Origin of the sequence: Acuticoccus kalidii (assembly GCF_021556395.1) — a bacterium.
GTDB classification, from domain to species: domain Bacteria; phylum Pseudomonadota; class Alphaproteobacteria; order Rhizobiales; family Amorphaceae; genus Acuticoccus; species Acuticoccus kalidii.
This window is the reverse complement of the sequence record NZ_JAKGCS010000017.1, coordinates 270,148-296,230: the sequence shown is the minus strand read 5'-3', so window position 1 is coordinate 296,230 and position 26,083 is coordinate 270,148. Positions and strand designations below refer to the sequence as shown.

At 67.9% G+C, this 26,083-nt stretch carries 24 protein-coding genes; 11 read left to right on the top strand and 13 right to left on the bottom strand.

Annotated elements, in window-relative coordinates:
- Positions 1 to 143 precede the first annotated feature (143 nt).
- The 4 genes from L1787_RS11510 to L1787_RS11495 are packed head-to-tail and all read right to left on the bottom strand — an operon-like array spanning position 144 to position 4,385.
- A complete protein-coding gene (locus L1787_RS11510; protein WP_235708984.1) occupies positions 144 to 1,316 on the bottom strand; it encodes an ABC transporter ATP-binding protein in 1,173 nt (390 codons plus the stop codon).
- 9 nt (positions 1,317 to 1,325) lie between these two features.
- On the bottom strand, positions 1,326 to 2,144 hold the full coding sequence (locus tag L1787_RS11505) for a carbohydrate ABC transporter permease (RefSeq protein ID WP_235708982.1): 819 nt from the start codon (positions 2,142 to 2,144) through the stop codon (positions 1,326 to 1,328).
- Positions 2,141 to 3,055, bottom strand: coding sequence for a carbohydrate ABC transporter permease (locus tag L1787_RS11500; RefSeq protein ID WP_235708981.1), 915 nt, complete (start codon positions 3,053 to 3,055; stop codon positions 2,141 to 2,143). The genes L1787_RS11505 and L1787_RS11500 overlap by 4 nt, the downstream gene beginning before the upstream one ends.
- A gap of 37 nt (positions 3,056 to 3,092) precedes the next feature.
- Positions 3,093 to 4,385, bottom strand: a complete 1,293-nt coding sequence (locus tag L1787_RS11495; RefSeq protein WP_235708980.1) for an ABC transporter substrate-binding protein — start codon at positions 4,383 to 4,385, stop codon at positions 3,093 to 3,095.
- 269 nt (positions 4,386 to 4,654) lie between these two features.
- On the opposite strand from L1787_RS11495, the gene dgoD reads away from it, so the two are divergent.
- The 4 genes from dgoD (at position 4,655) to L1787_RS26030 (ending at position 9,432) form a co-directional block, all read left to right on the top strand.
- Positions 4,655 to 5,845: a galactonate dehydratase gene (dgoD, locus tag L1787_RS11490; protein ID WP_235708979.1), complete on the top strand. Its 1,191-nt coding sequence runs from the start codon at positions 4,655 to 4,657 to the stop codon at positions 5,843 to 5,845.
- A 1-nt stretch (position 5,846) separates the two neighbouring features.
- Positions 5,847 to 6,257 carry a lactoylglutathione lyase gene (gloA, locus tag L1787_RS11485; protein ID WP_235708978.1) on the top strand — a complete coding sequence of 137 codons (411 nt, stop codon included), beginning with the start codon at positions 5,847 to 5,849 and terminating at the stop codon, positions 6,255 to 6,257.
- Positions 6,258 to 6,329: 72 nt separating this feature from the next.
- Entirely contained in the window at positions 6,330 to 7,034 is a 705-nt protein-coding gene (locus L1787_RS11480) for a GntR family transcriptional regulator (RefSeq protein WP_235708977.1), read from the top strand.
- A 397-nt stretch (positions 7,035 to 7,431) separates the two neighbouring features.
- Positions 7,432 to 9,432 carry a mechanosensitive ion channel domain-containing protein gene (locus L1787_RS26030; protein ID WP_235708976.1) on the top strand — a complete coding sequence of 667 codons (2,001 nt, stop codon included), beginning with the start codon at positions 7,432 to 7,434 and terminating at the stop codon, positions 9,430 to 9,432.
- Positions 9,433 to 9,466: 34 nt separating this feature from the next.
- On the opposite strand, the gene L1787_RS11470 is transcribed toward L1787_RS26030, so the two are convergent.
- Positions 9,467 to 10,342, bottom strand: a complete 876-nt coding sequence (locus tag L1787_RS11470) for a LysR family transcriptional regulator (RefSeq protein WP_235708975.1) — start codon at positions 10,340 to 10,342, stop codon at positions 9,467 to 9,469.
- A 169-nt stretch (positions 10,343 to 10,511) separates the two neighbouring features.
- Here L1787_RS11470 and L1787_RS11465 point away from each other — a divergent pair, with 169 nt between their 5' ends.
- The 3 genes from L1787_RS11465 to L1787_RS11455 all read left to right on the top strand — a co-directional run bounded on the left by L1787_RS11465 (position 10,512) and on the right by L1787_RS11455 (position 12,678).
- Positions 10,512 to 11,303: an alpha/beta fold hydrolase gene (locus tag L1787_RS11465; RefSeq protein WP_235708974.1), complete on the top strand. Its 792-nt coding sequence runs from the start codon at positions 10,512 to 10,514 to the stop codon at positions 11,301 to 11,303.
- 182 nt (positions 11,304 to 11,485) lie between these two features.
- A complete protein-coding gene (locus L1787_RS11460; protein ID WP_235708973.1) occupies positions 11,486 to 11,866 on the top strand; it encodes a MarR family winged helix-turn-helix transcriptional regulator in 381 nt (126 codons plus the stop codon).
- Positions 11,863 to 12,678 carry an NAD-dependent epimerase/dehydratase family protein gene (locus L1787_RS11455; protein ID WP_235708972.1) on the top strand — a complete coding sequence of 272 codons (816 nt, stop codon included), beginning with the start codon at positions 11,863 to 11,865 and terminating at the stop codon, positions 12,676 to 12,678. Before L1787_RS11460 ends, L1787_RS11455 begins: the two co-directional genes overlap by 4 nt.
- Positions 12,679 to 12,768: 90 nt before the next feature.
- Here the strand turns inward: L1787_RS11455 and L1787_RS11450 are convergent, their stop codons facing one another.
- From L1787_RS11450 to L1787_RS11430, 5 genes are all read right to left on the bottom strand, one after another.
- Complete coding sequence (locus L1787_RS11450; RefSeq protein WP_235708971.1) at positions 12,769 to 14,919, bottom strand: xanthine dehydrogenase family protein molybdopterin-binding subunit; 2,151 nt, start codon at positions 14,917 to 14,919, stop codon at positions 12,769 to 12,771.
- Positions 14,916 to 15,920 (bottom strand): FAD binding domain-containing protein, encoded by a 1,005-nt coding sequence (locus tag L1787_RS11445; RefSeq protein WP_235708970.1) that lies wholly within the window; start codon positions 15,918 to 15,920, stop codon positions 14,916 to 14,918. The genes L1787_RS11450 and L1787_RS11445 overlap by 4 nt, the downstream gene beginning before the upstream one ends.
- Positions 15,920 to 16,579, bottom strand: coding sequence for a (2Fe-2S)-binding protein (locus tag L1787_RS11440; protein WP_439648278.1), 660 nt, complete (start codon positions 16,577 to 16,579; stop codon positions 15,920 to 15,922). Before L1787_RS11440 ends, L1787_RS11445 begins: the two co-directional genes overlap by 1 nt.
- Positions 16,580 to 16,672: 93 nt before the next feature.
- Positions 16,673 to 17,638 carry an AraC family transcriptional regulator gene (locus L1787_RS11435; protein WP_235708969.1) on the bottom strand — a complete coding sequence of 322 codons (966 nt, stop codon included), beginning with the start codon at positions 17,636 to 17,638 and terminating at the stop codon, positions 16,673 to 16,675.
- Between the two features lie 174 nt (positions 17,639 to 17,812).
- Complete coding sequence (locus L1787_RS11430) at positions 17,813 to 18,814, bottom strand: AraC family transcriptional regulator (protein ID WP_235708968.1); 1,002 nt, start codon at positions 18,812 to 18,814, stop codon at positions 17,813 to 17,815.
- Between the two features lie 824 nt (positions 18,815 to 19,638).
- Here L1787_RS11430 and L1787_RS11425 point away from each other — a divergent pair.
- The 3 genes from L1787_RS11425 (at position 19,639) to L1787_RS11415 (ending at position 22,210) form a co-directional block, all read left to right on the top strand.
- A complete protein-coding gene (locus tag L1787_RS11425; RefSeq protein ID WP_235708967.1) occupies positions 19,639 to 20,565 on the top strand; it encodes an SDR family oxidoreductase in 927 nt (308 codons plus the stop codon).
- A 104-nt stretch (positions 20,566 to 20,669) separates the two neighbouring features.
- Positions 20,670 to 21,311 (top strand): DedA family protein, encoded by a 642-nt coding sequence (locus L1787_RS11420; RefSeq protein ID WP_235708966.1) that lies wholly within the window; start codon positions 20,670 to 20,672, stop codon positions 21,309 to 21,311.
- Positions 21,312 to 21,337: 26 nt separating this feature from the next.
- Positions 21,338 to 22,210, top strand: coding sequence for an NAD(P)H-binding protein (locus L1787_RS11415; RefSeq protein WP_235708965.1), 873 nt, complete (start codon positions 21,338 to 21,340; stop codon positions 22,208 to 22,210).
- 87 nt (positions 22,211 to 22,297) lie between these two features.
- On the opposite strand, the gene L1787_RS11410 is transcribed toward L1787_RS11415, so the two are convergent.
- The gene (locus L1787_RS11410; RefSeq protein WP_235709107.1) at positions 22,298 to 23,020 is read right to left on the bottom strand and encodes an SDR family oxidoreductase; all 723 of its coding nucleotides are present in this window, start codon (positions 23,018 to 23,020) and stop codon (positions 22,298 to 22,300) included.
- A gap of 400 nt (positions 23,021 to 23,420) precedes the next feature.
- On the opposite strand from L1787_RS11410, the gene L1787_RS11405 reads away from it, so the two are divergent.
- Positions 23,421 to 24,833 carry an adenylate/guanylate cyclase domain-containing protein gene (locus L1787_RS11405; protein WP_235708964.1) on the top strand — a complete coding sequence of 471 codons (1,413 nt, stop codon included), beginning with the start codon at positions 23,421 to 23,423 and terminating at the stop codon, positions 24,831 to 24,833.
- A 46-nt stretch (positions 24,834 to 24,879) separates the two neighbouring features.
- Here the strand turns inward: L1787_RS11405 and L1787_RS11400 are convergent, their stop codons facing one another.
- Together L1787_RS11400 and L1787_RS11395 are read right to left on the bottom strand one after the other, a co-directional pair.
- Positions 24,880 to 25,401, bottom strand: a complete 522-nt coding sequence (locus L1787_RS11400) for a DoxX family protein (protein WP_235708963.1) — start codon at positions 25,399 to 25,401, stop codon at positions 24,880 to 24,882.
- Between the two features lie 27 nt (positions 25,402 to 25,428).
- Positions 25,429 to 26,010, bottom strand: a complete 582-nt coding sequence (locus L1787_RS11395; RefSeq protein WP_235708962.1) for a dioxygenase family protein — start codon at positions 26,008 to 26,010, stop codon at positions 25,429 to 25,431.
- Between the last annotated feature and the right edge of the window lie 73 nt (positions 26,011 to 26,083).

Genomic DNA, 26,083 nt, shown 5'->3' with positions numbered 1-26,083 from the left:
GTGCGAAAAACAGCGCACACTGCGCCGTGTCTCGCCCATACTGTCGACCGGACCAGGGTTTCTCGGCCGATCGGGCCTCAGACCACCGACGGGCCAAAAGCCGGTGCGGACGATCTCCGCGGCCGGCCCAAATCGACGATGTTTCAGACCGTAGCGGCTCCAAGCGGCACGCTGCTCGTGGCCGTCCGCTCACCCGTCTCGTGGTCGAAGAAGGTTATCTCGTGCGGATCGATCGACACGTGGACCGGCTCGTTGATCGAGAGCTCACTATAACCGTCGATCTGGACCATGATGGACGAGTCGTCCTGATCATCGTCGAAAAGAACGTTTGCGTCGTCGAGACGGATGGCGACGATCGAATGGGTGCCGAGGTGCTCGACCAGTGACACCTTGCCCGCGATGCGGTCCGGCGCCGCTTCGGTGTGGATCGTGAAGCTGCCGGGACGCACGCCAACGATCACGGGACCGCGGGACTCGCCGTGCCAAGGGAGCTTTGCCTGGCCGATGCGAAGCATACCGTCGGAAAACGCCGCGTCGATGAGGTTCATCGGGGGCGTGCCCACGAAGCGCGCGACGAAGGTGTTGGCCGGCTCCTGGAAGAGGGCGCGCGGCGTGCCGACCTGTTGCAGCTTGCCGCCCCGCATGAGGGCAATGCGGGTTCCCATCGTCATCGCCTCCACCTGGTCGTGCGTGACGTAGACGAACGTTCCGCCGAGGCGGGCGTGGAGGCGGGCGATCTCGGCCCGCATCGAGGTGCGCAGCTTGGCGTCGAGGTTCGAGAGCGGCTCGTCCATCAAGAAGACGGCCGGCTGGCGGACCATGGCGCGCCCCACCGCGACGCGCTGCCGCTGGCCGCCCGACAGCGTGCGGGGCAGCCTGTCCATCAACGGGCCAAGCCCGAGAATGCGGCCGACATCCTCGACCGTGTCGGCGACTTCGGGACTTTTCTCGATCCGCCGCTTCGCCAAACCGCCGATCAGCGGCAGATGCATCCACCAACGGAAACGTTTCATCAGCAGCGGAAACGCAATGTTTCGCCGCACCGTCAGGTGCGGATAGAGCGCATAGGACTGGAACACGAAGGCGATATCGCGGTCGCCCGGCGCCATCTCCTCGACGCGTGTCTCACCGATTTCGATTTCCCCGTCGCTGACGGCTTCGAGCCCGGCGAGGATCCGCAGGAGCGTCGACTTCCCGCAACCCGACGGGCCGAGCAGGACGAGGAACTCCCCGTCCTCCACGTCGAGCGAGAGATCTTCGATGACGGTGACCGCGCCGAAGCGCTTGGACAGGTTACGAACGTTGATCGAGGCCATTGAATTCTCTCAGCCTTTGACGCTTCCGGCCGTCAGACCCGAGACAACATAGCGTTGTGCTATCAGGTAGAAGACGATCGACGGGAGTGTGTAGATGATGCCAGTGGCCATCACGAGATGGATCGGCACGGCATATTCACCGACCAGGCCGGCAATACCGACGGAGGCGGGGCGTAAGTCGGCCGCATTGATGAAGGTTTGCGCGAACAGATACTCGTTCCAGCCGTGGAAGAATGCGATCACGGCGGTGGCGGCGAGCGTCGGAGCGACCAACGGCAGCGCGACACCCATGACGATATCGAAACGACTGCAGCCGTCGATGCGAGCGGCCTCCTCCACCTCCTGCGGAATGGCATCGAAGGCGCCCTTCAGAATCCAGGTCACGATCGGCGCGCCGAATGCCGCGTTGGCGATGATGAGGCCGGTCAGCGTGTCGAGCAGCTCCAGCGAGCGGAACACGGCATAGAGCGGCACGAGAAGCATCGCCTCGGGCAGCATCTGAGTGACGAACAGACCGAGCGCCAGCATCGCCTTGCCGCGGAACCGAAAGCGCGACAGAGCATAGGCCGGCAGGACCGACAGAATGAGACACAGGACCGTCGTCCCGGCCGCGACGATGAAGCTGTTCGTCAGCCAACTCGCGATCGGCACCGCCGAAAACACCTCGACGAAGACGCCGAGCCGGGTGAACGAGGGGACCAGCGTCGGGGTCTCGATCATGAGCTGGTCGGGCGGCGTCGTCGCGGTGACGAGCATCCAGTAAAACGGAAAGACGATCAGCCCGAGGACGATGAGCACGCCGAAGACGAACGGGGAGGTGCCTTTCATGCCGCCCCCCGTGCCCGCATCTCGGCCCGCCGGCTCGCGCCGTAATAGAGGAGCGTGACGACCGACGCGATCAGCAGGCCGATCATGCCGATGGCGGCCGCAGTGCCGAGGTCGCGATAGATGAACCCTTCGCGGTAGAGTTCCGTCACAAGTGTGTTCGTCGCGCCGAGCGGGCCGCCGCCGGTGAGGATCCAGATGATATCGAAACGCCGCAGCGACCAGATCGTCGTAAACAGGGAGATCAGGGCCACGGTCGGCGCGATCGTCGGCCAGGTGACGGTCTTGAAGACGTTGAGCCTGTCGGCCCGGTCGATGATGGCCGCCTCCTTCACTTCGGAGGGAACGCCTTGCAGCGCGGCGAGGATGACGACGGACGAGAACGGAAAGATCTGCCAGACCGTGGCGATGAGGACGGCCGGCAAGGCAAAGGTCGTGCTGTCGAGCCAATTTTCGGCGCCACTCGCGAGCCCGAGCGATTTCTGCAGGATCGTGAAGATCCCGTATTGGGCGTTGAACATCCAGCTGAAGATCAGCGCCACGGCGACGGAGGGCGCGGCCCAGGGGATCGTCACCAAGGCGCGCGCAACGCTGCGGCCGCGGAAATCATGGTTCATCAACAGGGCCGTGCCGAGCCCGAGGCCGATCCCGAACACCACGCTGCCCGCCGTGTAGAGCGCCGTGACGATCAGCACCTGGTGGAAATTGGGATCCGAGATGATGAAGCGATAATTCGACAGACCGATGAACTGACCGGCGTCGGGACGCATCAGCGACGTGTCGGTGAAGCTGATCCAGAACTCCTGGAGCAGCGGCCCGGCGAGAATCGCGAAGAGGTACGCGACGAGCGGGAAGATGAAGACGTAAGGGGTCCAGGGGCTGCCCTCCAGGGCAGCCCCCCGCCGTTTCGACATGGGGCGCTGCATGGTTCTGTGCTCGCGGCAGCTTCGATCAGCGACGCAGGACGCGGCGCTCGATCTGGCTTTGCGCCCGGTCCATCGCCTCCTGCGGATCGTCGCCCGACTTCAGAACGCGCACCACCTCTTCGAGAATGATCTGCTGCATCTGCGGCGTCTCATCCGCATAGCCGGGGACGAGTTGCGGCGTCCCGTAGTCGGCCTGCGAGGTGTAGACCTCCATCACCTTCTCGAAGGTCTTGGCGGTTTCCGTGTCGCCTTCCGGGCGGGCCACCTTGGTGCCGGCATAGACCTCACCCGGGATCGTGAGAAGCGCCTGCTGCGCCTCGGGCGAGAGCACCCACTTCACGAATTCGGTGGCGGCGTCCTTGTTCTTCGAGTTCGCGTTCACCGCGAGCGCGGCGAGGACCATACCTTGTTCCGGGTGCGGGAAGGGGGAGGGAACCGCCTCGAGCGGCAGGTCGGGCGCCTTGTTCGCGAGGAGGCCCGCGACGCCGCCATTGTCGATCATGTAAGCGACTTTGCCCTCCCAGAACATCTGACGATATTCCGATGAGGTGGCGCCGACAGGGATGACGCCGGCATCGTACATTTCCTTGTACGCGGCGACGCCCGCGACGACCTCGGGACTGTTGATCGTGAGGTTGCCCTCGGCATCGGCCCATTCGCCGCCGAAGCCGTAGACGAAATTGCAAAGGTCCTGCCAGAAGCCCGCCGCCTGGTTCATCGTCGTGCGGAAGGCGTAGCCGTAGACGCTATCCGTGCGCGCCGCCTTGGCGTCTTCGATCAGCTCCTCGAACGTCTCCGGCACGCCTTTGGCGAGGTCGGCATTATAGAGCAACACATACGGCGTCATGCTGAACACCACGCCGTAGCGGGTGCCATCGAGCTTCATGTATTGATCCGGGCCGATGAAGTCGTACTCGCCATCGGCGATCGTATCGTCGAGGTCCATCAGCAGGCCGGCGCTCGCGGCCGGCATGAAAACGTCGAGATCGAGCCGCATGACGTCCGGCCCCTGCCCACCACCGAGCTGGGTCAACACGGTATTGGCGAAGCTGGAGAACGGAATCCCGACCGCCTTCACTTCGATATCGTCATGGGCTTCGTTAAAGCCGTCGATCCATTTCTGGTAGATCGGGCCACGGCTCGGATCGGCCAGCACCGACGCGGCGAACTCGATCGTGGTCTTGTCCTGCGCGGCGGCGACGCTGGAATGCGCCGCGACACTGGCCATGGCGACCCCGGCGAAGAGCGCCGCCTTGAAAGCGGCCCCGGACCGCCACCCGCGCCCAAAGCTCCGATTGGATTGGACCATTCCGGTCATTCCGTCCTCCCTGATGTGGCGACAGTCTTGTGTGCGACGCGCCTTTGCCTTCGCGGCTCTTTCTATGGCGATGCGCCATCCCCGCGTGTGCTGCCGGTCGACGGCAGGCGCACTTGGTCAGCGTGGTTCGCAACGCTCGAGAAACATTATATAGACTTTTGATCAAAGTCTATAGTAGATAGCGACGTCTCCTCCCGATGGAGATGCGGCGCGCGTGATCGCGCCGGCGCCATCGACGCCCAGCGCCCCGAGAGAAGGACCCGGACGGGATGAAAATAACGAAACTCAAAACGTTCGTGGTCGATGCTGCCCGCGCCAACTACGTGTTCGTGAAGATCTTCACGGATGAGGGTGTGACGGGGGTCGGCGAAGGCACCATCGAGATGGGCGAGAAGACGCTCGCCGCCCGTATTCTGGAGATGGAGCCGTATCTTGTCGGCAAGGATCCGTTTCAGAGTGAACATCACACCCTGACGCTGTTGCGCGACTCCTATTGGCGGCTCGGCGTCTACAATCGCAGCGCCATCGCCGCCATCGACGGTGCCCTCCTCGATATCAAGGGCAAGGCGATGGGCGTGCCGGTCTACGAGCTTCTCGGCGGCAAGCAGCGCGACACCATCCGTTGCTACGCCAATGGCTGGTTTTCCGGGGCCGAAACGCCCGACGACTTCGCACGGCTCGCAAAAGAGACGGTGGCGCGTGGCTTCCAGGCGCTCAAGTGGGATCCGTTCGGCAGCGCCTGGCTCTATCAGAGCCGGCGGGAACGCCACCAGGCGCTCGATATCGTGGCCGCGGTGCGGGACGCCATCGGCAACGACGTCGACCTCATGATCGAAGGTCACGGCCGGTTCGACGTCGCCACCGCGACGGTAATCGCCCGCGACCTCGCCCCCTTCGACCCCGCCTTCTTCGAGGAGCCCGTACCGCCGGACAGTCTCGACGCGCTAGCCGCCGTGCGCCGCAAGTCGCCGGTGCCGATCGCGGCCGGCGAACGCTGTTTCGAAATGGCCCGCTTCTCGGAGATGCTCGCGAAGGACGCCGTGGACATACTCCAGCCCGACATCACCCATGTCGGCGGCATCTCCGCCGCGCGGGCGATCGCTGCAATGGCGCACGCCCGGTTCATCCCCGTCGCGCCGCACAACCCCCTCGGCCCCGTCGCGAATGCGATGACGTTGAGCTTCGCCGCCACCGTCCCGAACATCACTTGGCTCGAGACCTCGGTGCGCGATGTGCCGTGGCGCGGCGTGGTCACCAACGAGAAGGTGACGATCGAGAACGGTCATATGGTCATCCCCGACCGCCCCGGTCTCGGCATCGACATCGATGAAGAGGCGTGCGCGGCTCACCCTTACCGTCATTACACCAACAACCATTATGACGGCCGCGTCACTCAGGTGCGGTCAGCCTCGTCCGTCGCCTACTTCGACGCCGTCCAACCCGAAAACCAAGAGACTTGAGATGCCAGACACCACCGACAGCCCTCGCTTTCTCCACGCGATGATCCGCGTGCGCGATCTCGACGCCTCGCTCGCCTTCTATTGCGGTCAGCTCGGCATGCAGGAGGTGAAGCGCTCGGACGTGCCGGAAGGAAAGTACACGAACGTCTTCGTCGGCTACGGCCCGCAGGAGACCCATGCGGTGATCGAGCTCACGTACAATTACGGCGACCACACCTACGACAAGGGCGACGGCTTCGGTCATCTCGCGGTCGGCGTGAAGGGGATCTATGAGGTGTGCGACCGGCTCGCAAAGGCCGGGGTGAAGATCACGCGCCCCGCCGGTCCGCTGAAATTCGGCACGACCCTCATCGCCTTCATCGAAGATCCGGACGGTTACAAGATCGAGCTCGTGGAATCCGATCCGAACTGAGCGGGTGTGAGGAAGCGAGAGAGGCCACCCGGTCCTGGTGGCCAATGGCGCGCAGTTTCGTAAAATAGAGCCATGTCCGACACGTCTCCCCAGAAGCGCACCCATCATTCGCACCGGATCTCCAACCTGATCCGGGACGACATCATGAAGGGCGTCTTCCCCCCAGGGGCCCGGCTGAAGACGGAGGATCTTGCGGCGCGCTACGCGGTGAGCGCAAATCCGGTGCGTGAGGCGTTGTGGCGTCTCCACGGCGAAGGATTCGTGGTCACCGTGCCCAATCAGGGCGCGCGCGTGCGCATCGTCGACGACGACTTCGTGCGCAACATCTATGAGCTGCGACGGCTGATCGAACCGCATTTCGTGCGGCGGTTCTGCGCGCGCGCCTCGCGCGAGGGCATCGACCGCCTACAGGCGGCGGCCGAGGATTTCGCCCGCGAGGCGGAGGCCCCGGAAGCCGACTTTTTCCGGATGGACGACCTCAACCGCGCCTTCCACGGGATCATCCTCGAAGACGAACCGAACGTCGAGGCGATCCGCGTCCTCGAGACGTATGCGGTGTTTCTCGTCCTCGCCCGCTCGAAACTCGCCGTGACGCGGGGGCGCCTGATGGTGCGCGTCCGGGAACACGCGGCCATCGTCGACGCCCTGGCAGAGGGCGACGCGGACAAGGCGGCGGAGGCGGCGGACCGTCACATCCTGTCGGCGGCGGAAGACTTCCTCGACCAGCTCCGTCATGCCCGCATGGCCCAGCCGAGCCGCGCGCCCGCTGCGACCTGACGGGCTGGGACCGCCGGCGACCGCCCTTCCCAACCCATTGCGATCCCATCGGTCCCGCTTGCGTTTCGGACCGGCGCGGCGGATAATTTGACGCTAGCGCGAACCGTCGAGCTGCCCCGGGTCGGCCACGCGGATCCGCATCCATGGCACCGCCCGTCGCGGCGTCGACATCCGGACATTTGCGGTGCGGATTTCGCCGCGTCGCGCTCGGCTTTGCACGTTCGCCGTTTCCTGACTGTGCGTCAGTTTGGTGAAGTCGATGAGGGCTCTCAGGCTTGTCCTCCTTCTGGCATTGTCATGCGCTGCTTGTGGCTCGGTAACCGCCGCCGCCCAGGCGCCCACGAGCCCGCCTCCTCCCTCGGTGCAGGAGCTCATTCGGCTTTTGCAGGACCCCGCGGTGGCGGCGTGGCTCCATAACGCGCAGGTCGCCAGCGCCCCCGCCGCGGCACAGCCGGCCCCGCCGGAGAGCGAAGAGCAGCTCGTCGCGACCGACCTCGTTCAGCATGTCGATCGCGTGCGGGCGCATCTGCGGGCGATGGCGGCGGCGGCGCCTCAATTCCCCGTCGAATCGCGGCACGCGGTCGGCGAATTCCGACGCGAGCGCGCGGAGCATCCGCCCGGCAGCACGCTCGCCCTCTTTCTCCTCTCTTTGGGCCTTGGAGCCGCGGCCGAGTTCCTGCTGCGGCGCGCTCTGCTCGGCCGCCGGCCGGCGCCGAGCAACGCGGTACGGCGCGACGGGGCGGAGCGCATCGACGCGTCCGGTGTGCGGCTCATGGTTTCGCTGCTCTCGGTCGCGGTGTTCGCCGCCGCGAGCATCGGACCGTTCCTCGCCATCGAGTGGCCGCCGCTTTTGAAGGAACTCGCGCTCAACGTCCTCCTCGCCATCATCCTCACCCGGTTGGCGCTCGCGGTCCTGCGCGCGATCTTCGCGTCGGCACAGGACAACACCGCCACCGCCGGCGACGATCGCGAGCCCCGCCCCGCCGCACGGAACGCCATCCGGTTCTGGCAGCGACACACCACCGCCTTCATCATCTATCTCGTCTGGGGCACGGTCGTAACGCGGGTGATGCTGTCCTTCGGGTTCAGCCCCGATGTGCGGCAGCTCGCAGCCTACATTCTCGCGCTCGGACTTCTCGCGATCGCTCTCGCCGCCGTCTGGCGTCGACCGCCCCGCCATTCCGCAGCCCTCACGCCCCCCTGGCGGCGGGCGGTCATCGGGATCCTTCTCACGATCTTCGTGCTCGCGGTCTGGCTCTTGTGGGTCGCCGGCATGAGGGGAGCCTTCTGGCTCGCGCTGTTGGCGCTCGTTCTTCCCCGCGCCATCGCCTTCACCCACGCGACGATCTCGCGGCTCCTCACGCCGCCCGACGCGACCGCGCCGCCGACCACCCGGCGGGCGCTCCTCGAGGTGACGGTCGACCGCGGCGTGCGGGCGCTCCTCATCGTCGCCGCCGCGTTCTGGCTGGCCCATGTCGGCGGCGTCGACTTGGCCCGCATCACGAGCGCGGAGACGCCGCTATCCCGCCTGATGGGCGGCGTGCTGACGAGCGTCGTCGTCCTCCTCGTCGCCGATTTCGTCTGGCAGCTCGTCAAGACCGGGCTGAATGCCGAGCTCTCCGCCGCCTCCATCGCCCAGCCGGGCAGCGACGCGGCCATACGGGACGCGCGCCTGCGGACGCTGATCCCGATCTTCCGCAACGTCATCTACATCGTGATCATCGTGTTCGCGGCGCTCATGGCGCTTGCGGCGCTCGGCGTCCAGATCGGACCGCTGATCGCGGGCGCGGGCGTCGTCGGCGTCGCCGTCGGCTTCGGTGCGCAGAACCTCGTGAAGGACATCATCGCCGGAATGTTCTACCTCGTCGACGACGCCTTCCGGGTCGGCGAGTACATCCAGAGCGGCTCCTATAAGGGGACGGTGGAGGGGTTCAGCCTCCGCTCGATCCGGCTGCGCCACCAGAACGGGCCGATCTTCGTCATTCCGTTCAGCGAGCTCGGCGCGGTCGAGAATATGAGCCGCGACTGGGTGATCGAGAAGTTCAATATCAGCGTCACTTACGATTCCGACATCGAGAAGGCGAAGAAGCTCGTGCGGCAGATCGGGCAGGATCTGTTGAACGAGCCCGACTTCGCCCAACACATCCTCGAGACGCTGAAGATGCAGGGCGTCGACCGCCTCGGAGACTATGCCGTCGAGCTCCGCTGCAAGATGAAGACGCGTCCCGGCGAACAGTTCGTCATCCGGCGCAAGGCCCTCGCGATGATCAAGAAGACGTTTGACGCGAACGGCATCAAGTTCGCCTTCCCGACGGTCCAGGTGGCCGGTGGCGGCGAGGCCAACCCCGCGGTCGCGCAACAGGCGCTCGAACTCGTCAAGCCGGCCGTCGCGTCCTGACGGCAAACACGGCCGGTCCCGCCGCTCCTGAAGCCTATGCCGCCTCGGGCATACGGAGATGCGCGATGCCGCCCGCGATCTCCTTCACCAGAGAACGGACCGCCTCGGAGCGCGCTTGCGGGGCAGCGCGAACCACGGTCGCGATCGCCGGCGGCACCGGAAACAAATCCGTGACGACCTCGATCTCGGCGGTGAGATGAGACGCGGCCAAGAGGCCGACCCCGAGCCCCGACTCGATCGCCGACACCAATCCGGCCGTGTCGCCGCAGGTGAAGACGGTCTCGAACCCTGGAGGCTGTGCGTGGTTGGTCTCGATGGCCCAGCGCTGAAAGAAGCAGTCGTCGTGAAAGGCGACGAACGGCACGGGACGGCTGAGGTCGAGCCGGTGGTCCGGCGCTTTGACCCAGTGCAGCTCGTCGCGGAAAAGGACGATGTCGGACGGCCGGCAACGGCTCTCGAAGAGCTGCATGATGCCGATCTCCGCCTCCCCCAGATCGAGCGCGTTTTCGATCGATAGGCTCTGCGTCACGGTCGTCCGCACCGCGACATCCGGGTGCAATCGCGCGAACCGGCCCAGAATTCGCGAAATGTCGCGGCCCGTCATGTCGGCGGTCATCCCGAGCCGGATCTTCCCCGTCAAAGGCTGCCGTCCGAGGCTCATCGCAGCTTCGTCGTGCAGCGCCAGGATACGGCGCGCGTAGCCCAGAAGCCGTTCCCCCTCCGAGGTGAGGAGCGAGGCTCCGGGCCGCCGCCGGAGGAGCGTGCACCCGAGCGACTCTTCGAGCCGCCTCAATTTGTGCGAGACGGCCGATTGCGACAGGGCCAACCGCTCGGCCGCTCGGGTGACGCCGCCGAGGTCCGCGACGGCCGCGAGTGCCTCCAAAGCGCCGATGTCGAGACGGGACACCATCACGGCCTCCATGAATAATATCGATCAAATCTCGATAATCATTCATTCGCGTCATGGAAAGGGGGCTGCCACCTATCGGGAGACGAACGATTGGAGACCCAGCATGACCCCCCTCGTGACACAACACGCCCTCGTCGACGGAGCCCGCATCGCATACGGCGTCCACGGAGTGGGCGAACCCCTCGTCCTCGTCCACGGCACGCCGTCCTCGTCGCTGATCTGGCGCAACGTCCTGCCGCGACTGACGGCGGCCGGCTATATGGTCCACGTGTATGACCTGCTCGGCTACGGCCTCTCGGAACGCCCATGGGACCCGGACACCGACACCTCGATCAGTGGCCAGGTGCGGATCCTGGAGGGCATGCTGGCGCACTGGGGGCTCGAGACGACCCACCTCGTCGCGCATGATATTGGGGGCGCGATCGCCCAGCGTTTCGGCGTCTTTTCTCCCGACCGGCTGCGCTCGCTCACGCTGATCGACGCGGTGTGCTTCGACAGCTCGCCGTCGCCGCGAACCCGGGCGCAGATGGCGGCCGGTCTCGAAACCCTGATCAAGGCACGCGACGCGGACCACCGGGCGCATTTCCGCGATTGGCTGCTCTCGACATTCGCGGACCCCGCCCGCGCGTCGGAGGACATCATCGAGACCTATCTCGAATACATCGCCGGGCCTGTCGGTCAGGCGAGCTTCTTCCAGCACCAGGTCCGTCACTACGACCCGAGCCACACGATGGAGATCGCGGACCGATTGCCGGCGCTCGGCCGGCTGCCGGTGAAGATCATCTGGGGCGCCGCCGACGCGTGGCTCGCCGCCGAATGGGCGGAACGACTGCATCGCGCGATCCCGGGCTCCGACCTCAGCATCATCGACGACTGCGGCCACTTTGCGCCGGAAGAGCAACCGGACCAGGTTGCCGAACAGATCGTCACGTTTCTGACGACGGCCGGCGGAAGGCCCTGACGCGGGATCACCGATGGCGCGCGCGACGACGATCCGCATCAACGGCGGTCACCGAGTGTTCCTGGCCTCTTGACATTTAGTTAGGAGCCTAGCAATCTTGTTAGGTGCCTAGCAATATGAACTCCGAACATGCCTCCGTCGCAGCTTGGGCGAAGCGATGTTATTTCGCCGGCCGGGCCGCGATGGAGGTTGCCCTGCGGCCGTACGATCTCGGCGCCACGCAGTGGTACGTCCTGCATCAGCTGGCGACGGTCGGACCGACCATGCAACGCGACCTTCTGCGGATGCTCCAGGTCGAACGTGCGACGCTGAGCGGCACCCTCGGGACGCTGGTTCGCAAGGGGCTCGTCGAGCAGGTGCCCGATCGCTCCGATCAGCGGCAAAAACGCCTGCAATTGACCGACGCCGGATCGACGCTCTGGGATGCGCTCCCCGACCTTACCTTTATCCGAGAGACCGCATTTGGCGGGATCGACCCGGCCGACATCGCCGTTGCCGTCACCGTCCTGGAAACCGCGACGAGACGTCTCGAAGAGATGCTCAGCAAAGGAAGAGAATCGTGACCGTTCTCGTAACTGGCGCAACCGGACTCGTGGGATCGCGGCTTCTGCCGCGTTTGGTGGCGGCGGGCCTCGAATGCCGGGCGATCGTGCGCGGCGGAAAGGCTTCGATCCCCGGCGTCACCGTGGTGGACGCCGATCTTCTCCAACCGGACACGTTGGTGCAGGCGGTAACGGGCGCGTCGGCGATCGTCCACCTCGCCGCCGTTTTCCGCACTCCCGACCCCGATCTCATCTGGAGGGCGAACGTCGACGGAACGCGCAATCTGATCGAGACAGCATCACGATACGCGCCGACGCTGCGATTCATCATGGCGAGCACCTCGAACGTCTACGGTATGGACGGAGCCCATCCCGGCCGGGAGGACGATGCCGTCGATCCGATGCATCCCTATCCAGCGAGCAAGCTGGCCGCCGAGAGCCTCTTGCGCGCGAGCGGATTGACGTGGTCGATCCTGCGGTTCGGGTTCGTCTATGGCGACGGCGACGGCCATCTGGAGTCGCTGCCGGGCCATGTCAGACAGGGCGGGTGGCATCCTGCGAAGCGGATGAGCCTCCTTCACCATCGCGATATTGCGACGGCGGCGCGGCTCGCCCTCAGCGGCGCGACGGACGGGCGGATCGTCAACATCGCCGACGACGCACCAACCTCGATCTACGAGCTGGTCGGCCTCGTCGGGGAGAAGATGGACATGTGCGCCGAACCCCTGTCCCATCCCTGGCACCTTCTGGTGGACACCCGTTCCGCCCGCACGCTCGGTTTCGAGCCGAGCGTGCGAAGCGTCCATCAGGCGATGCATGAAGGGCTGATGTAAGCATCGCCCGAGGCCGCACGGGTCCCGCTTACCTGGGGCACAGGGCAGGCGGGTCGTGCAGGGGACACGAGGCCCACCGCACCGGCTGTCTCAGAGGAGGTGCTCGATGCGGATCGGCAGCTCGCGAATGCGGCGGCCGGTGGCATGGAACACTGCGTTGCCGACGGCGGCCGAAACGCCGACCATCGCGACCTCGCCGAGTCCCTTGGCGCCGAGCGCGTTGGCGAGCGGATCGGGCCGGTCGATGAAGCCGACCTCGATCTCGCCGATATCGGCATTCACCGCGACGACATAATCCGCGATGTCGCAGTTGAGATAGCCGCCATAGCGCGGGTCCGTCTCGGTCGCCTCGCGCAATGCGTGGCCGATACCCCAGATGACGCCGCCGCGCACCTGGCTCTGCGCCGTGCGGGGACTGAGGACGCGCCCACAATCGGCGATGCTCACCACCCGAGGAACCCGCACCCGCCGGGTCCGCGGCTCCACCCGCACCTCCACGAAGTGGGCGATGTAGCTCATCGCGGTGAAGCCGGGATAGGCCGGTCCCGTCACGGCGAAATTGTAGTTCTGCCATTGCTCGAGGGTCGCGGCGTCCTGGCCGGGGCCCAATTGGGTGACTTCGACCTCCAGGAACGGCCGTTTGATCGTCGCGAGCTGCTGATGGATCGTCCCGCCGATCTCCCGGCCGTCGAGCAGCTCTGCGAGGGCTGCGCGCATCCGCTCCGCCGCCGCGAGGGCCGCCGGCGCGGCGCTGAAGCTGCCCCACGAGCCGGCCGTCAGATGCTGGCGCGCGGCGGTGGTGTCACCGATCGGGATGTCCAGCCGGTCCTCGCGGATGTCGAGTTCGCGCAGGAGCACATTGGCGAGGACGGTACGGATGCCCTGGCCGAACTCGTGGCCGGCGACGGCGAAGCGCGTGCGACCGTCCGCAGTGATGCGCAGCGTCGCGATGGCAGGGTGGACGAGGGCGGGGTAGACGCCGGCCGAAACGCCCCAGCCGATCTGAGTCCCGTCCGCCGCGGTCATCGAGCCGGGGGCTGGGGTGCGCCGCTCCCAGCCGAAACGGGCCGCCCCCTCCGTGAAGCACTCGTTGAGGAAGCGGGACGAGTAAGGCTGCCCGGTGTACGGATCGACGGTGCCGTCATGCGCCATGCGGAACGCGACGGGATCGCGATCCAGCGCCACGGCGAGCTCGTCGATCGCGCTTTCCATGGCGAAGATGGCCGGGTGCTCGTAAGGCGCGCGCATGTGGGCCGGATTGGAGACGTCCGTGCGCACGTCCATGGCGGTCCCGTTATAATTGGGGATGTCGTAGAGCCGCATCGCGGCCTCGTGATAGTGCGGCGGGAAGGGCCCTTGGCGGGAGTTCTGCTGCGCCGCGTCATGGTCGATCGCCACCATGCGGCCGGACGCGTCGGCGCCGAGGCGGATCCGGTGGACGATGTGCGGCCGGTGCGTCGCCACATGGAACACCTGCGCCCGCGGCATGACGAGCTTCACCGGCCGGCCGATGAGCATCGCGGCATGGGCGACGATCGCCGTCTGCCGCTGCGCCCATCCCTTCTGGCCGAACGCGCCGCCCGCGGTCGGGCTCTTCGCGTCGACGATCGCCGGATCGAGCCCGAGCAGACTGGCGACGGCCGACCGCATCGCCGCCGAGTTCTGCGAGCCCTCGTAGATCGTCAACTGGCCGTCCGCCCAGACGGCGGTCGTCGACGTCAGCTCCATCGGATTGTGATGCTGCGTCGGCGAGACATATTCGGCCTCGATGACGGTCTCCGCCTCGGCGAAGGCCGCTTCGGTATCACCCACATGGCTCGCCTCCGCCGGCTCGCGAACCGCGCCCGGCGAGGAGAACAGCGCCGAGAACGGCTCTTCCTCGATAACGGGACGGACCGCTTCCGCCGCCTCGATGGCGATCTCCAGCGTTTCGGCGACGACGAGGGCGAGCGGCTGGCCGCGATAGGCGATCGCGGTTTCGAGCGTGGGCGGCGGAGCGCCCATGTGCGTGCCGTTCGGCACCGCATGGGCGAAATCCTCGGCGGTGAGGATGCGCACGACGCCGGGGATCGCCGCCGCGTCCTCGGTGTCGAGCGCGGTCAGCGTGCCCTTCGTGACCGGCGACGGCACGGTCATCGCGTAGAGGAGGCCGGGGAAGGGCGCGTCGGCGGCATATGTCGTGGCGCCGCGGACCTTGGCGTGGGCGTCGATGCGGTCGCGATCAGGGAAGGGCGTGTTCATGCGCGGCTCCGTTCGGCGGCAATGAGAAGCGCGTCGGCGACCGTGCGCGCGCCGAGCTCGATCTTGAAGGCGTTGTGGCGGCCAGGCGTTGCGCCCTCCAGCGCCGCGTGACCGGCGGCGAGCGCCGTCTCCGGCGTCAGGTCGGCGCCGGCGAGGGCCGCCTCGGCCCCGGTGGCGCGCCATGGCCGCGTCGCGACGCCGCCGAGCGCGATACGGGCGCGCGTCACCCGCTCACCGTCCATCTCGAGCGCCACCGCCGCCGAGGCGAGGGCGAAGGCGTAGGATTCGCGGTCGCGGATCTTGTGGTAGGTCGACGCCGCGCCGGCGGGCGTCTTCGGCACCATGACGGCGGTGACCATCTCGCCCGGCTCCAGCGCGAACTCGTCATGCGGCGTCGATCCCGGCAGACGGTAGAGATCGGCCACCGCGAGCGTGCGCGTTCCGCCGGGACCGAGCAGCTCGACCTCGGCGTCCATCGCCGTCAGCGCGACCGGCCAGTCACCCGGCGAGACGGCCGTGCAGGCATCGCTGACGCCGAGCACCGCCTGCCCCCGATCGAGCCCGTCGATCGCTGCGCAACCGCTGCCTGGCTCGCGTTTGTTGCAGGGGAAGTTCGCCGCGCCGGGGTCGCGGAAATAAAGGCAGCGCGTGCGCTGCAGGAGGTTGCCGCCGATCGTCGCCATGTTGCGCAGATTCTGCGACGCCGCCTTGAGAAGCGCCTCCGCCAGGACCGGATAGTCGCCCGCGACCACCGGATCGGCCGCGACGTCGCTCATCGCGGCGAGCGCGCCGAAGCGCAGGACATCGCCCGACGTGTCGATCGCGTCGAGACCGGCGATGGCGGTCACGTCGATAAGGTGGCGAGGGCGCTCGACCCTCAGCTTCATCAGATCGTAGAGCGTGGTGCCGCCGGCGATATAACGCGCGCCGTCCCCGGCATCGGCGAAGGCGCGGACCGCGTCGGCGGTGGTCTCCGGCCGCACATAGGTAAAGGGCTGCATCAGCCTTCTCCCATCTTGCCGGCGGCGTCCGTGATCGCCGCGACGATGTTCACATAGGCGCCGCAGCGGCACAGGTTGCCGCTCATGGATTCGCGGATCTGCTCGGGCGAGGTCGCATTGCCTTCGTTGACGCAGGCGACCGCCCCCATGATCTGGCCCGGCGTGCAGTAGCCGCACTGGAGGGCGTCGTGGTCGATGAAGGCCTGCTGCATCGGGTGCAGCGCGTCGCCGTCCGCCAGTCCCTCGATGGTGGTGACGGACCGGCCGTCCACCTTCGCCGCGAGGGTGAGGCAGGATGCGACGCGGCGGCCGTCGACATGCACGGTGCACGCGCCGCACTGGCCGTGATCGCAGCCCTTTTTGGTGCCCGCGAGGCCCAACGTCTCGCGCAGCATGTCGAGCAGCGAGGTGCGCGGGTCGACGGTGAGCGCGACCGCTTCGCCGTTGATCATGGCGTTTACCGAAAGCGCCCCCTCCGGCAGCGGCGCGGCCCTGCCGCTCTGCGCCATGGCGGGGTCGATGTGGAGGAAGGGAGCGGCCGCGGCGGCTGCGACGCCGCTCGCGACGGCCGTGCGCCGGGTGACGGAGAGCGGGCCTCCGGCGCCGGGCCCTTGCGTCGTCTCGGGCTCGTCGCGGTGGTCCATATCGGGGATGGTCATGCTCGAACTCCTTTGGAATAAGAAGTAGAGCAATGATGACTTCACCGCGCCGGGCCGGGCGTCCAAGTCATCGTTCCGATCGTCCAGCCGAAGTCAGTCCGCGGGGGCTCCGTGCGAGCAGTCGGCATGGTGCAGCCGGCGATAGGCCGCGGGCGAGCGTCCGCACCAGCGCTTGAACGCCTTGCTGAACGAGGCGTCCGAAGTGTAGCCCACCGCCGCGGCGATCGACTTCACCGGCACACGGGGGTCGGCGAGCTGGACCGTCGCCGTGTACATCCGCCACTCGGTCAGATAGTCGAGCGGCGACTGACCGACGACCGCCTTGAACCGCGCGGCGAACAGCGACCGCGACATCCCGACGGCCACCGCCAGCCTCGCCACGGACCAGGCCTCTTGCGGGGCGTTCTGCATGAGGACGAGGGCGGGAGCGATCTGCGAATCGGCGATACCCCGCAGCCATCCCGCCGGCAGGTCGGTGCTGCCGAGATGGTTTCGCAGCACCTGAAGGAAAATGAGGTCGGCGATCCGCGCGCTCACCTCCTCGGCGCCCGGGCTATCCGGCACGAGTTCGGTTTCCAGCAACGACACGAGAGACGCGGCGGACGCGGAGACCTCACCTTCGGACCGTAGGTGCATGACGGGGGGAAGCGCGGCGAGCAGCGGGTTGCGCCGCCGGTCCTCGAACGCGAAGACGCCCGAGATCAAGCGCGTCTGCGGCCCACCGGCGCCGAACATCAATTCGAGCGCCTTGAAGCGCGTGCCCGGCCGCCATGGGGCAAGACCCATCTCGTCCGCGATATGGCTCCAGGGGACCACCGCGGCGCCGGGCCGCACGAGCAGACGATGCGGCTCCCCGCTCGGCAGGACCACGACGTCGCCGGCCGCCAGCGCGATGCCGCGCTCGGCAATCTCGACCCACGCCTCACCCGACAGGATGATGTGGAACGGCGCGCCGTGGAGCCCCTCTTTCGCGAAGCCCCATTCGCCCGCGAGGGTCATGCGGCAGAACACGGTGCTTTCGAGCCGCAATTTGGCGAGAAGATCGTCGACGTGTTGCAAATCCTCACCCCTCACCCAAGCCGGGTGCCGGTCCCGGACTCACAAAACGCGTGCGGCGGCGCGGGCCATCCGCACAATATGTGACGGGCGGCATGCAACCGGAACGGTGCCTCACGGAGCGGCCGCCGTCACGCCATGCCGTGAGCGCCAAAGCGTCGCGTCGTTCCACGCGCCTCACCCCGGCCAGCCGGAGGGCCGATAGGATTGCGGCGTGCGGGTGCGCGCCTCTGTTGGCGGGGTGGCCTCGGGCGCATCGTCGAACGGCGCGATGGCCGGCGCCCAGCGCGGCAGGTCGAGCGCCCGCAGCGCCATCGCATCCCGCTTGGGCGGCGTCCCGAACTGGCGGCTATACTCGCGGCTGAACTGGGAGACGCTCTCATAGCCGACCTGCATCGCCGCACTCGTCACGCTGACGGATTCCGCCACCATCAGCCGGCGGGCCTCGAGCAGGCGGAGCTGTTTCTGGAACTGCAACGGCGTCAGCCGGGTGATGCCCTTGAAGTGATGGTGCAAGGACGACACCCCCATGCACGCCGCCTCCGCGACCTCCTCGACCCGGATCGTCCGCCGATAGTTTCGGCGCAGGAAATGGATGGCGTCGGCGATCCGCCGGGAATGAACGTCGGTGCGAACGATCTTGCTGACCTCACCGCCGTTCGGCCCGGTGAGTAGCCAGAAATAGATCTCCTTGAGAATCGCCGGGTGGAGGATGGGAACGGCGTCCGGCGTGGCCAGCAAGCGCACGAGCCGGACGACACAGTCCCCGAGCGGCTCCGACAGCGTCTCGACGAAGGCACCGAGTTGGGTCTCGGTCGCCCGCGGCGGTGCCGGAAGCTGCGCGATCACCTCGCGCAACAGGCCGACATCGAAGTCGATCGAAAGGCCGAGAAAGGGTTCCGCGGCGCTCGCCTTGGTGACGGCCCCGTCGCCGGGCACCTCGACGCTGACGGCGACCGCGCTTCCCGCCGCATAATCGAGCACCTGATCGCCGACACGAAGCTGCTTCGCGCCCTGGGCGACCACGCAGAATGACGGCCTGTAGAGCTTGCGGAACGGCAGAACGGGCCGGCTGCTCCGCATGATGAAAGTGTCCTGCATCGGCGTCGCGTAGAGGCCGTCGCCGCCGCCTGTTGTGGCGATGTAATTTTCGAGGGCCGTGGTCAGCGTCGACGCCATCGCTCATCCCTGCCGCAGTGTCTCATGCATTGGGTAGCTACGCAGCCGGCCGGCCGCCTTCCAGATCTGTTGGACGAATAGGCAAGTTTTTCGGGCGGATGGGCAAGTTGGCCCGCGTCCGCCCCACCATCTTGCCGTGAGCCGTCGGCCCGCATCGCTCCGATGCCGACCATCGGCGACCCCTCCGAGCACGCAACCCATGCCCGAAAGGTTGGCCATGATCAGAACAGCCGAACGCGAGATTGGACCGTTCCTCGACCAGCACGATGGTGATCGGAGCCACGGCGCGACCGATCGCGCCACCCGCGGAATGGCCGCGCTGTCGGCCGAACCCGGCCCGGCTCGGGAGGGCGTGACGCCGGTCCGGGCTCCAGCCGCGTACAGGCGCGCCACGACGGCGCGAGACCGCGCCCATCGCCGGAAATCGCCCTCTGCAATGGCCGCCCACCAGCCCGCGAACGCCTTCGGCTGAGAGCGATGTGTTTCGCTCGGGCCGCACCGATGGCGGACAGCCTCGACGTCGGACCGGCGCCCCACACCTGCGACCCTCCCCACCCAACCGCCGAACGTCCCACCGCCTTCGCCGCGCGGGACGGCGGCGCGGCGCGAAGCGCGCCCGGATCGCACTCCGGTCGCCCCATACCGGATGCGCCGCCCCCTCCCATGAAAGGTTCAACCATGTCGCACGCCGCAAGACGCCTCGCTCCGACGCCGAGCCGGCCGACACCGACATCGAGGCGCGACCCGAGCGCCTCCGACAGACGGCACGATCGACCGGCACGGGCCGCAGCGTCATGCGTCGCCACCGACCACGGGAGGGGATAATGGCGCAAAACCCGCAAGCGCATTGGACCGCCGCCGATATCCCATCCCAACAGGGGCGGACCGCCATCGTGACGGGGGCCGACGGGCTCGGCCACGAAGTCGCACTGGCGCTCGCGCGCGCCGGCGCTGCCGTGATCGTCGCCGGTCGGAACCCGGCGAAGGGTGAGGCGGCGGTCGCTCGTATCGGCGCGGCCGTCCCCGGCGCCGTCGCCGCCTTCGAGACGCTGGACCTTGCGAGCCTCGCCTCGGTCGCCGCCTTCGCCTCGCGTATGACAGACCGGGTCGGACGGATCGACCTTCTGGTCAACAATGCCGGGGTCATGACGCCGCCGCGACGGCTCGAGACCGAGGACGGCTTCGAGCTCCAGTTCGGCACCAACTTTCTCGGCCACTTCGCTCTGACGGGCCGTCTTCTGCCGCTCCTGCGGCAAGGGGCGGAGCCGCGCATCGTCACGGTGTCGAGCATCGCGGCGCGCGACGGCATGATCGACGACGACCTCGCCGCGAACCGCACCTACAAGCCGATGCCGGTCTACAGCCGATCGAAGCTCGCCTGTCTGATATTCGCGCGGGAGCTTCAGCGCCGCAGCGAAGCCGGCGCATGGGGGGTCGCATCGTTCGCCGCCCACCCGGGCGTCGCCCGGACCGACCTCCTCCACAACGCGCCGGGCCGGCGGAGCGTCGCCGGCCTCACCCGATCCGCGCTGTGGTTCCTGTTCCAGCCGGTGGCGCAGGGCGCGCTGCCGACGCTCTATGCCGCGACCGCCGCCGAGGCGATACCCGGCTTCTATTATGGCCCGGATCGCCTGATGGAGACCCGTGGCCACCCGGCGCCGGCCAAGGTGCCGCCTCGGGCGCAGGATCCGGCCAGCGCGGTCCGTCTGTGGGAGGACGCCGAGGCGATGACCGGCGCGCGCTTCCCTTGATCGACCGATCACCGGGCCGCCCGGCCGACACTCCCGTCAACCGCGAAAAGGTTCGCCCATGGATCTTGACCCGCTCGGCGCCGCCCTGTCGTTTGTCGGCGCCTATGGGCTGGCGGGCGTTCTCGGCCTTGCCCTCGCCGAGCGCCTCGTTCCCATCATCCCACTATGGGCTGCTGCTGGCGGTCGGCTTTCTCGCCGAGGACGGTGCGTTCGGCGTCCCCGCCGCCATCGCGGCGACGACGCTCGGCAGCGTCGCGGGATGCGCCGGGATCTTCCTGGCGGTCAGCAGGCTCGGGGAAACCCGCTCGAGGCGGCTCGTCGCGGCATGCGGGCGCTGGTGCGGCCTCTCCCCCGAGCGGATCGACAGCGGGATCGACGCGCTCCGAAGGCGGCAGACGATGCTGTCCTTCGCGCTTCAGCTCGTGCCGACGGTTCGCCTGTTCGCGCCTGCCTTCACCGCCTTGCTCGGCGCACGACCGCTGAACGTCCTTGCCGCGTCCGCCGTCGGCATCGCGATCTGGAACGCGCTCTTCATCGTGATCGGCTTCGCCACCGCGCGATGGATCGGCCCCACGAACATAACGAGCCTCACGCTCATGACGCTCGGGGCGCTCCTCACCGTCGAGGTCGCGCTCCTCTGGTGCCTCGGCAAGGTTCGCGCCGCGCGCAACCGCGCGCCCGACCCCGGATCACCACCTCGCCCGCGCAACAGGTTTCGCCGGGATGAACCGCCCCGCGCCATCTAGATGCGCCTCACAATGGAGAACCAACCATGATTGTGGTCACCACACCCGCGGGCAATATCGGCCGCCAAGTCCTCGCCGGCTTGCTCGATGCCGGCGAACCCGTCCGGGTCATCGCACGCGATCCGTCCCGTCTGCCGCAGGCGCTTCGCGCACGTGTCGAGATCGTCGAGGGCTCGCACAGCGAGTTTGACACCGTGGCGCGCGCATTCGAAGGCGCCGATGCCGTATTCTGGCTGACCCCCGGCGACCCGGCCGCTCCGACCGCGACGGCCGCCTATGTCGACTTCTCCCGCCCGGCTTGCGAGGCGTTGCGGGGGTCCGGCGTGCGGCATGTCGTTGCCGTCTCCGCCCTCGGCCGGGATTGGCCGCACCCGGCCGGCTACGTCACGGCGACGCTGGACGCCGACGACATGATGGCGGCGACGGGGGTCGCGTTCCGCGCGCTCGCCTGCGCGTCACTGATGGAAAATATCCTGCGCCAGCTTCCCGCCATCCGCGGCGGAGACTTCTACGCACCGACACCGCGGGACACCCGGCTCCCGCATGTGGCGACGCGCGATGTCGCCTCGGTCGCGGTGCGCCTTTTGCGGGACAGGTCGTGGACGGGCAACGGTTCGGTGCCGCTCACGGGCCCCGCCACGCTCTCGTTCGACGAGATGGCGGCCATCATGAGCGAGACGATCGCGCGCCCGGTGCGCTACACGCCGATCACGATGGAAGACATGCGGTCGATCATGATCGCGAACGGCGCGTCGGAGGGAATGGCCGAGGCGATGGTCGCCATGCTGACGGCGAAGAATGACGGAATGGATGCGATGGTGCCGCTGTCGCCCGCGTCCGATACTCCGACCGATTTCCGCCAGTGGTGCGCGGACATCCTGCGGCCCGCCATGGGCTGACGCCACGCCTGCCCGGCGACGACCGATCGCGGGTGAAGGCTGGCCGCCACCTCGCAGCGGCCAGCCTCCTGCGACACCGCCCCCGGCTCAGTACGCCGAAGACGTGAGGCGGATGGTGATCTCGTTGGTGTCGACGTCCGCCGGCGCTTCGATGACGTGGCGCACCGCCTTCGCGATGGCCTCCGGCTGCAACGCGATCGCGCGCCATGTCTTCATCAGCGCCGCCGCCGCATCGTCGGTGATCGTATCGGCGAGCTCAGACTCCACGACGCCCGGATTGACGCAGGTGACGCGGATCTTGTCGCTCTCCTGACGCAGGCCGTCGGAGATCGCGCGCACGGCGAATTTCGTCGCACAATAGACGGCCGCCGTCGGCGAGACGGCGAGGCCCCCGATCGAGGCGATATTCACGATCTGGCCGAAGCCCTGACGCTCCATCGCGGGCAGCACCGCCGCGATACCCCACAGGACGCCCTTCACGTTCACGTCGACCATCCGTTCCCACTCGTCGAGCTTCAGCGCGGCGAGCGGCGAGAGCGGCATGACGCCGGCATTGTTCACGAGGACGTCGATCCTGCCCCATTCGTCGATGGCGCGGTCGGCGAAAGCCTGCACCGCGTGCCGGTCCGTGACGTCGAGGGCGACGGCGCGCGCCGTGCCGCCATTGTCGTTGATGTGGCTCGCCAGTGCCTCGAGGCGGTCGGTGCGGCGTGCACCGAGCAGCACGTTCGCGCCGGCGGCGCCGAGCTCCGAGGCGATCGCCGCTCCGATCCCGCTGCTCGCACCGGTGACGAGGATGACTTTATCGATTTTTGCCATGTCGCAATTCTCCTTCCGCATTCGTCGCGGTCGAGACAGGACGTGGGCGCGTCGGCCGGAACCCGATAGAACTGCGATCTAGCAGGCTTGCACGATCGTCCGAACAAGACGCGCCGGGGCCGAGACGTGAGCCGCGCGCGTCGCGGCGCTGCAAAGCCCACTCACGGGCAATCCTGCTCGATCGTCCGAATAACTGTCCTCTGGGTCCAAAACCGCTCCGCCGGCGACGCCGCGTCATTGAAGCCGTCCGATGCGGCGGACAAATCCGGTCGGCCTGCATCATGGGCTGCCGTCATGTGGGCGGTTCGTTGCCACGGGCGGCGTGACGGGCGGCATGGCGGGCCGTGCCAACCGGCACGTGCCGGCGTCTGTAGGGTGAGGAGTACAGCCGATGTCGAACGCACATGCTTCGGATGGTGTCGCCCGACCTCCGACGCGGCTGTCCTCCCTTCTCGGCCGCCTCGGGTGGCGAACGGCCGGCGCAGCCCAGCCCTATCCGCTCTTGCGGCACTTTCTGCTCATCGTGCTGCCGGTCCTCGCACTCGGGTTCACCGGCCTTCTCATGGCATCCGCGTTGGCGCTCTCCACGGTGGCCGAACGCGTCTATGAGGCCGACGCCGCCGGACGCCATGTGTCGATGGCCGCCATCGTCGGCGCCGCGGCGCCCGAAGCGCTCGCGGCGATCGCCAGCGGCGACTTCCCGGAACCGGCGGACACCGCGCGGACCAAGGCGCTGCTCGCCGAAAAGGCGGAGATGTTCGGGCTGACCTGCGTCGCGCTCATCGCGACGCGGGGCACGTCCTATGTGAACGAGGGGCCGGCCTGCCCCTCGCTCGACACGGAGCGGCGCAAGGATATCGTCACCTATATCGCGCGGGAGCTGTCGACCCCCGAGGCGCGGCTGTTCAAGGCGATCGAGGACCCGGTCCCAGCATGGCTGGTCGCGAGCATCGCGCCGAGCGATCGCGGCGCCGTGGTGATCGCGACGGTCCAGGCCTCGGCGCCCCTCGACAATGTGATCGGCGCGAGCATCAACGCCTGGATCGGCGGCCTCGGACTCGCCCTCATCGTCGCCCTCGGTGTCGCGCTCGTCCTCGTGGCGCAGATGCAGAACGAGATCGACCGGCGCTCGGAAACGCTCAGCTTCGCACGCGACCGCATCGCCCGGTTCGTGTCGCGCCATGTCCGCACATCGGCGCTCGGCGCGGAGCGGGCGAGGCGGTCCGAGAGCACGGTCCTGTTCATGGACATCCGCGACTTCTCGAGCTTCGCCGAATCCGAATCCCCGGACGAGACGGCCGCGCTCGTCGCGACCATCGCCGGGATCGGGTTCGCCGCGGTGCAGGCCCACGGCGGCGACGTCGACAGGCTGATCGGAGACGGCCTCATCGCCCGGTTCGACGGGCCTGACCGCGTCGACCGCGCCTTCACCGCCGCGACCGAGATCCTGCGTCGGATCGCGGCGGCACGGACGGCGCGCGCGGTGGGGATCGGCTTGACGGACGGCGAGGTGGTCGAGGCGACGATCGCGGTGGGCGACCGCGCGGACGCGACGATCCTGGGTCGAACCGTGAACCTGTCCGCCCGCCTCTGCTCCACGGCGCAGGCCGGCGAGATCGTCGCGGCGGCGACGCTCACGCCGCCCCGGACGTGCGCACTCCTCGACGTGGGCACGGAGACCCTCACTCCGAAAGGGCATCGCCAGCCCGTGACCGCGCGCCGGCTGAGATTGACCTCGGCGAGTGCCGTCCTGCGCACCCCGACGGCGCGCGTCGCGGCCCGTTCCCGGAGCCAGCCGGCCTGACCCGCCGGCCGGTCCGTGCGGGCCGCCAGGCTCAGCGGTCGCGGGCCTAAAGCTCCACGCCGAGGCGCTGGTCGACGGAATAGCGACCGCCGCCACGGATGGCGATCATCAACGCCACGAAGCCCAGCATGAGCGGATACTCGATGCCCCGGTCGATCCACGGGTAGGTCGGCCCGATCGCCAGACAGATCACGGCCATCTGAACCGCGAGCATCGGCGCGAAGAGGCGCGTTGCGAGGCCGAGCGCGACCGCGAGGCCGCCGAACGTCTCGAGCAGCGCCACGAACATCGCGAGCTGAGGGGCGAATGGCAGGCCCAGCACGTTGCCGATCAGGTTGGTCGAGCCGGCCATCGGATCGGCCATCGAGCCGTGCGGGATCCCGAGCATCTTGGGAATGCCGTGGGTGGCGATCGTAAGACCGAAGGCGAGCCTCATGAGGCCGTAGGCGACCGGCTCCATCCGATCGTAGAACGCCCGGAGCGTCGGGATGAAGAGCTGCGGCTCGCTGGTCTCGGCCGGCCCGAAGCGTGGGGTCGAGCCGCTGGGCGCGTCTGCGTTGATCGTCATGGTGTCTCCTTTGGCGGCGGGAAGGCTCTAAGCGAGCACGAAATCGAAATGGCCGGCGCGCGTGGCGCCCGACCGGATCGGCGTGAGGAGGAGAAGCGGGTCGAACTGCGGATCGCGGTCCTGGCTGGGGTCGCCGGGAAAGAAGAGCTGCGTCGTGAGCACGGGCCCGCCCGGCCGCTGCACGCGGAAATGGATGTGCATGCTGCGGAATCTGTAGGGCGCGGGAACGATCGTCGCGAAGGCCCATCGGCCGTCATCGTCGGCGTATTGATGGCCCCGCAAATATGTGCCGCTCGTGTCGTAGCGGCCTGCGTCGTCGGCCTGCCAGAGATCGACGAGCGCTCCGGCGATGGGCCGGCAATTGCGGTCGAGCGTCCGGCCGCCGATCAAGAGCGGGGTGCCGCCGGGGCGCCCTTCGGTCACGTCCGCCCGCTCGGGGCTTCCGGGACGAAAATAGGGCCCCGTCGTCGCCGTCGGGGTCGGCGCCCCGGCGATGTCGCACGCCGGGGTCGGATCGAGAAGCGGGGCCTCGGCGAGCACGGCGGCCGGCATCGCGGTGAGGCCGACCCCCGCTGCGAACGCACGCATGATTTCGCGACGCGACTGCATGGGATGAACTCCTGTCTCGGTTGGCGATCACCGACGCCCGGACAAAGCGTGGCGTCGTTGATGACGGCGTCCC